General features: G+C 63.8%; 7 protein-coding genes. 2 read left to right on the top strand and 5 right to left on the bottom strand.

The genetic code is table 11. From position 1 onward, the window contains the following. Positions 1-159: 159 nt before the first annotated feature. Positions 160-1,137 (bottom strand): TauD/TfdA family dioxygenase, encoded by a 978-nt coding sequence (locus RWT78_RS15140; RefSeq protein ID WP_042452972.1) that lies wholly within the window; start codon positions 1,135-1,137, stop codon positions 160-162. A 342-nt stretch (positions 1,138-1,479) separates the two neighbouring features. Between RWT78_RS15140 and RWT78_RS15135 the strand changes: the two genes are divergently transcribed. Further along, positions 1,480-2,751 carry an ROK family transcriptional regulator gene (locus tag RWT78_RS15135; RefSeq protein ID WP_074447122.1) on the top strand — a complete coding sequence of 424 codons (1,272 nt, stop codon included), beginning with the start codon at positions 1,480-1,482 and terminating at the stop codon, positions 2,749-2,751. Positions 2,752-2,766: 15 nt separating this feature from the next. Here RWT78_RS15135 and RWT78_RS15130 read toward each other — a convergent pair whose 3' ends face one another. Further along, a complete protein-coding gene (locus RWT78_RS15130; protein WP_054187841.1) occupies positions 2,767-3,126 on the bottom strand; it encodes a nuclear transport factor 2 family protein in 360 nt (119 codons plus the stop codon). A gap of 70 nt (positions 3,127-3,196) precedes the next feature. On the opposite strand from RWT78_RS15130, the gene RWT78_RS15125 reads away from it, so the two are divergent. Beyond that, a complete protein-coding gene (locus tag RWT78_RS15125; protein ID WP_054828413.1) occupies positions 3,197-4,066 on the top strand; it encodes a LysR family transcriptional regulator in 870 nt (289 codons plus the stop codon). Here the strand turns inward: RWT78_RS15125 and RWT78_RS15120 are convergent. From RWT78_RS15120 to RWT78_RS15110, 3 genes are all read right to left on the bottom strand, one after another. Next, complete coding sequence (locus RWT78_RS15120; RefSeq protein ID WP_007735336.1) at positions 4,032-5,036, bottom strand: tocopherol cyclase family protein; 1,005 nt, start codon at positions 5,034-5,036, stop codon at positions 4,032-4,034. The two genes, RWT78_RS15125 and RWT78_RS15120, sit on opposite strands and share 35 nt — an antisense overlap. After that, positions 5,033-5,425: a PaaI family thioesterase gene (locus tag RWT78_RS15115; RefSeq protein WP_003942017.1), complete on the bottom strand. Its 393-nt coding sequence runs from the start codon at positions 5,423-5,425 to the stop codon at positions 5,033-5,035. The genes RWT78_RS15120 and RWT78_RS15115 overlap by 4 nt, the downstream gene beginning before the upstream one ends. Before the next feature lie 64 nt (positions 5,426-5,489). Further along, a complete protein-coding gene (locus tag RWT78_RS15110; protein WP_003942001.1) occupies positions 5,490-6,263 on the bottom strand; it encodes a PIG-L family deacetylase in 774 nt (257 codons plus the stop codon). Positions 6,264-6,297 lie beyond the last annotated feature (34 nt).

The raw sequence follows: 6,297 nt of genomic DNA, 5'->3' as shown, positions 1-6,297 counted from the left end.
CCCTGTCGCCGACCCCCCCCCCGCGGCGGTGGGGGGTGGGGGCACGGGGGGTGGTGGGGGGGGCCCCCGCGGGGGCCCCCCCGGCGGGGGGGCGGCCCTCCCGACCCTCGAAGCCTTCGTATCCGCGGGCGTGCGGAGGAGGGGCGGAATCCGGTGAAGTCATGGGAGAGTCGAGGCGCCTTCGATGATCGAGTATTCGGAAGCGTCGCCGGCGATGCTGCGGCTTCGTTCCCCGTGGATGTTGACCGGGATGTCGCCGGCAAGGGTGATGCGCTCCAGCCGCCGGTACTGATCGTCGTAGTCGGCGATCGCGTAGTGCTGGGTGGCGCGGTTGTCCCAGATCGCGACGTCACCCGCTTCCCAGTTCCACCGCGTCGTGTACTCGAGCTTGATGGCGTGATCCTGCAAGAGCTTGAATACACCGTTCGACTGTTCGGTGCTCAACCCGACGAAGTTCTTGACAAAATGTCCGAGGACGAGCGTGCGTTCTCCGGTTTCGGGGTGGACCCGCACCACCGGGTGTTCCGTCTCGAAGTACGTGGACTGGAACTCCTCGCGGTAGGCGGCCGTGCGATCTTCGGTGAGCCGCTCGGCGCTGGTTGCCGCATAGTCGTAGACGTTCGTGTGGCGAGCCCAGAGGTTCTCCGCGAGCGCCTTGAGCGGATCCGGCAGTCCGTTGTAGGCGGCTACCCCTGACGCCCACGTCGTGGAACCGCCGTATTCGGGTAGCTGCACCGCGCGCAGGATCGAAGCCTTGGGGATGCGGTCGACGAAGGTGACGTCGGTGTGCCAGCTGTTGGCCTTGCCCAGGTCCGAGTCGATGGGCAGAACTTTTGCGCCGTGCGACTTCACGGTGGGGTGGGCAGTGGTCGGGGTACCCAGCAGTTGGGCGAACTCGTACTGCGAATCGTTGTCGAGGTGGTCTTGCCCGCGAAAGAAGATCACCTTGTGTTCGAGAAGTGCTTGCCGGATGAGGGAAATCGTCGCCGGGTCGAGATGCCCGCCGAGAGTGATTCCGTCGATTCGGGCGCCGATATGCGCGCCGAGGGTGGTGACAGTGCCGCGAGCGGCGTCAACGGCGGCTCCGTTCGTTGATGCCGAATTCGTGAGGGTCGGCTTGGCGAAAGCTGTAGACATGGTGCACCTTTCGTGGGGAGTGTGCCCACCCAAACACGCGAGATTTCGCCCCGACAGGGTTGCGTTCAGTGTGATCGTTACCGCACCTGATTTGTGAATCTCGGTGAAGCTGCTACTTTTGGAGCCATGTCGACCGACCAGCCTGCCGCTTTGCGGGTCACCTATGTGACCGCTGCGCTTGGTTCGCGTCTGCCTCTGGCGCGAGAGCTGTGTTGTCGCCGCCGTTCTTTCTGCAGCTAATTTCTGCGCCTTTTCTGTCTATTTCTTCGTGTGACCAGTGGAAACGCTGATTTCTCGGTCGACAGAGATATGCGCCTTCTCCTCCTTCTGCAAGGGACAGCCATGTCGACACCCACAATCTCCGCCATTCCGAACATCCGATCGCGAACCGCGCTCTCGGGAACCCGGACCCGTACCCAGATAGTTGCGCCCGAACTACGCATCGCCGACGGTCCGTCCGCGACTGTGTTGCGCATTGCTCGATCCCGTGGGCCGCTCTCACGTGACACTGCGGCAAAGGCATCAGGGCTGAGCATCGCCACCGTGAACCGGCAGGTCACGAGCCTGCTGGACCTCGGGATCCTGCGCGAACGCGCGGACCTGACGGCATCCGGAGCAATCGGGCGTCCGCGAGTTCCGTTCGAGGTCAACCACGAGCCTTATCTGACAGTCGGCATCCACATCGGTGCCGTCGTCACCAGCATCATCGCCAGCGACATTCGTGGAAAGGTGCTCGGCGCCGTCGAGATTCCGACGCCTGCCACCAATTCTGCTGTCGCGCTTGCCACCATTGCGCGCTCGGCCAAATCCTTTGCCTCGCGGTGGCACAAGCGTCGTCCGCTCGCCGTCGGCGTGGCCATCGGCGGTCGCGTCGATTCAGCGACCGGAGTCGTCGATCACCCGCGTCTGGGATGGAAGGGCGCCAAGGTCGGGTCCATCATCGGAGCCGGCTTGGATCTCCCTGTATCGGTAGCCGCCCACGTCGAGGCGATGGCTGCGTCGGAACTTCTGCTCAGCACCGATCGTGCCGAAGCCCCGACGCCGGGCACTACCGGCTTGTACTTCTACGCTCGTGAAACTGCCGGCATCGCAATCACTTTCGAAGGGCGAGTACACACGCCGTCCAGCGGACCCGGTTCGATCGCGCACCTCCCTACCGGTTCGTCCGCACGGTGCACCTGCGGAGCCGTGGGTTGCCTTGAAGCGACGATCAGTGACCGCGCCGTAGTCGCGCAGGCTTTGTCTTCGGGCGCCGTGATCCAGGGCAGCGAGCGTGTCACGATCGCGGACGTCTACCGGGCAGCGTCGTCGGGTTCCATTCCGGCACACGAGCTTCTGGTTGATCGAGCACGCGTCCTCGGCCGGACAGTGGCGATGCTGCGTGACCTGTTCAACCCGGATCGGGTGATTCTGGGTGGTCAGGCATTCACCGACTATCCGGCCGGGGTGCCCCATGTCGCCGAGGCCTTCTCGACAGCATCCTCCTTGGAGCGTAAGGACATTCGAATTACCGGTTTCGGCAATCGGGTTCAGGAATACGCTTCCACGGTCGTGTCACTGAGCTCGCTGTTCGCCGATCCGGCGGCAGCCATGCGGCGTGCGTCGGCCGTCTGACTGCGAAGAGGGCAGTCAGAGTTCCGGTCGATCGAGCACCCGCAACCACGAACCGTCGGGCTGGCGGCGCGCCACCTGTGTGCGTCCGCCGGTTCCGTCGGAAGGTTTGGTCGAGGTCATTGCCAGGTCGCCGCTGATCACCGTCGGTAGAGATTCCTCGACGGTGAATCTCGGTGCTGCGGCGAGCATCTGAGAGATCACCTCGCGGATGGCTTGGCGGCCCACGGTGAGGGATCCGGGAGGGAAGGCCATCACCGCATCCTCCTCGTAGAGTGCGGCGACGGCGTCTGCGTCACCAGCGTTGGCGAACTGCACAAAAAGCTTCGCGATGTCTTCCGGGGTTCCGGCCTTCTGAACGTCATCTGTTGTTGTCATGCTTCCATCGTTCTAGTACTCCGGCGATAAGTCCAAGATCTAGTTTGTCTCGCAGCTAGAATCAGCAGTTATGGAACTTCGGCAGCTCGAATACTTTGTCACGGTAGTGGAGGAAGCCAACTTCACTCGCGCCGCCGAGCGGCTTCACGTAGCCCAACCCGGTGTGAGTGCCCAGGTCAAACGGCTCGAACGTGAGTTGGGGCAGGAATTGCTCGATCGTAGTGGTCGAACCGTTTGTCTGACCGACGCCGGGCGAGCTGTCCTCCCGCACGCCTACGCTGCACTTGCTGCCGTTCAGAGCACCCGCGACGCTGTCGATGCCTTGAACGGACTGGTCCGGGGTTCCGTTTCGGTCGGGATGGTTACCGCCTGCGCTTCCGCCGACCTCACAGATCTGCTGAGTCGGTTGCACAACAAACACCCCGGACTGGACATTTCGCTGGCCGAGGACGATTCGCGCAGTCTGCTTGCCGGAGTGTTGGACGGAACCTTCGACATAGCCGTCATCGGGGTGGCGGGAGAGCTGCCGGAAGGGCTCGAATCGAGGGTGATCACCGACGAACGACTGGTGGCCGGAGTGGCAACGGATCATCCGCTGGCCGAGGTGTCGTCTCTACCGTTTGCCGAGCTCGCCACGCGATCGGTCATCTGTCTGCCGGAGGGAACCGGTATCAGGACGTGTCTGAACTTCGCGTGCGCCGCGGCCGGCACCACGCCGACGGTTGCGCTCGAGGCAAGCAACCTCGGCATCATCGTTTCATTGGCAGCGCAGGGGCTGGGAATGGCCGTGCTTCCCGAGTCGGCAGTGGGGGAGTTGCATCGGATCGATCTCGAACCGGAGGCGCGATCTCGGCTGGAATTGGTCTGGCGTTCGTCGGGCGGCAAGAATCCTGCGGCCTCCGCTCTCATCGATCTTGCGAGAGCTGTTCCCGCCGAGTGAGTTCGGCCTGCGCCCGATCCAATCCGCCGTGCTCGAGAGCAGCCAACCTCGACCTGTCCTTCCAGACGATGGTGCCGCGTCGCCGGACGATGACCGACATCGTTCCACCGAGATGCTCGAGCGCTCCTGGCACGTTTCGACGCTCGGCAGGTATCGGAACAGGAAGTATGTGTGCGTCGGCGATGGGTGCGGTCCCGTCGATGTCGACGCTCCACTTCCGGCTGTAACCCCGAAGCGTCCAGCGATCGTCGGACACCGTCGTCTCCACCTGTGACGTCAGAGGATTACCCAGCCGCAACACCGTTCCGTCCGGTAGCGCGGCAACGACGGCGGTGACTTCGGTGCGCAGAGGTCCGGCGCTGACCTGTCCGCCGGCAAACGCCACGCAGGCTCGAGGATCGGTGAACCCCTGTGCCTGTCCCCACCACCAGGATTCCGGGAATCCTCCCTTTCCCCAGTTTTTCTCGCCGTACACCTGCGCTCCGGTGAGATCCCAGCTCTGTCCGTCGATGACGGCGCTTCCCTCGACCCGGCCGCCGAGCAGCCACGGATGCCAGTACTGATTGAGTGCGGGAACTGATTGGAAGTAACTCGACCCCCCGAAGCGGCGGTGCGGCCAGAATCGCTGATTACTGATGCGTACGTCGAGATGACTGTCGCCGAAATCGACCTGGAGTCGATCGGCATTGCCGCGGAAAGCGTTGTCGGCGTAGGCCCCCAGGATACGGGGATCGGCCGATCCGTTCGGATGCTCAGCAGTGCGGAGGAATCCGCCTGGGTGTGCCGCGAGACCGAGCGTCGACCAGCTGCCGCCGTCGGCCTTGTTGATTCCGGCGAGCGCGATCACCACCCGTCCGCTGTCTGGCATCGTGAATCGCCAGAAGTAACCCTCCATCGCAACGTCATGGGAGGCAAGCAGATTGCCGTACGGCAGGGTGGCACCCGAGGCGCGGTACGCGGGAAGCTTCACGGTCCCAGTACTGCCTGTGATGCGGTGACCTGAGCGACGAGGCGGCCCTCGTCGTCGCGGATCTCGGTCACCACCGCGACGGTGCTGCGCCCCGCGTGCAGTGGCCGGGCGGTGGCGGTGACTGTGCCCTTGCGCACGCCGCGAGTGAAGACGGTCGACGAACTGGTGGTGGACGTACTTGCGCCGGGCGGCAGATTGAGGAATGCACAGACGGCGCCGACGCTGTCTGCCAGCGTCATCAAGGCGCCGCCGTGCATTCCGTTGCCGGCGGTGGTGCGGTGGCTGTCCCAATCCAGATGGCCGACAACCTGTTCGGGTGCCGCGCTGTCCAACTGAATTCCGGTGTGAACTGCAAAAGGCATGCTCGCGACAAGTTGTTCGAGGTCCATGCCTACCGATGTTAACGAGCCGCCGAAACCTCCGTCGGGACTTCGGTTTATCGAGGGCGGTGACTCACAGGGGCAGGGCGGTTTCCGACAGCCCTTCCGGCGCGTTGCGACGACGGAACCACTCGGTGCCGAATGCCGCGGCGAGCTGCTCCGTCGGCATTTCGAGGAACGGGCCGAAATCGCCGACCTGCGTTGCGTGCGCGTACATGGCCGCGCGCTTGGACGAGATCACCGAACTGACATCGACCGCGGTGGTGAGTTGGTCAGCCGGAAGCCCGAACGATTCGATGTCCGGCGGCTGCGCCTCCTCGGTCCACTCGGGGTTGGCCTGCATCAGCATCTTCATGTGATCGCGGTTGGTGGACGCCTCGTAGACGAACGGCGTGCCCGCGAGTTCTGCAGCACGAACGCCGACGTGGTGGACCTGGATGTGATCCGGGTGGCCGTATCCGCCGTTGGGGTCGTAGATGGTCAGGACATCGGCGTTCTCTTCACGAAGAACCTCGGCCAGACGCTCGGCGGCCTTCTCGACGTCGACGTTGCAGAACGCTTCCGGATTCTCGTTCTCGGGCGTACCCACCATCCCCGAATCCGGGTAGTGCAGGGACACGACGCGACTGGCACCCAACGCGTCGGTGGACGCCTCGAGCTCACGGCTGCGGCGCTGAGCCAACGTCTCGTATTCGTCCAACAGTCCGTCGGGGAATTCACCGAGAGCACCGTCGGTAGCGGTGACGACTACGACGCGGTGACCTGCGTCGGCGGCCATTCTCATCACGCCGCCCGTAGTGAAAACTTCGTCATCGGGATGGGCGTGGAAACACACCAGGACACTCATTCGCGCAATCGTAAGGCAAGTTACCGACAGGTCA

The sequence above is a fragment of the uncultured Rhodococcus sp. genome, from assembly GCF_963525155.1.
In the GTDB taxonomy this organism is placed as follows: domain Bacteria; phylum Actinomycetota; class Actinomycetes; order Mycobacteriales; family Mycobacteriaceae; genus Rhodococcus_F; species Rhodococcus_F qingshengii.
The sequence above is the reverse complement of the archived record's forward strand: the minus strand, read 5'-3'. Positions and strand labels throughout refer to the sequence as shown.

Bases quoted from the DNA above. Each gene is read 5' to 3' on its own strand.
- RWT78_RS15140 (WP_042452972.1), bottom strand. From the start codon at position 1,137: ATGTCTACAGCTTTCGCCAAGCCGACCCTCACGAATTCGGCATCAACG.
- RWT78_RS15135 (WP_074447122.1), top strand. From the start codon at position 1,480: ATGTCGACACCCACAATCTCCGCCATTCCGAACATCCGATCGCGAACC.
- RWT78_RS15130 (WP_054187841.1), bottom strand. From the start codon at position 3,126: ATGACAACAACAGATGACGTTCAGAAGGCCGGAACCCCGGAAGACATC.
- RWT78_RS15125 (WP_054828413.1), top strand. From the start codon at position 3,197: ATGGAACTTCGGCAGCTCGAATACTTTGTCACGGTAGTGGAGGAAGCC.
- RWT78_RS15115 (WP_003942017.1), bottom strand. From the start codon at position 5,425: ATGGACCTCGAACAACTTGTCGCGAGCATGCCTTTTGCAGTTCACACC.
- RWT78_RS15110 (WP_003942001.1), bottom strand. From the start codon at position 6,263: ATGAGTGTCCTGGTGTGTTTCCACGCCCATCCCGATGACGAAGTTTTC.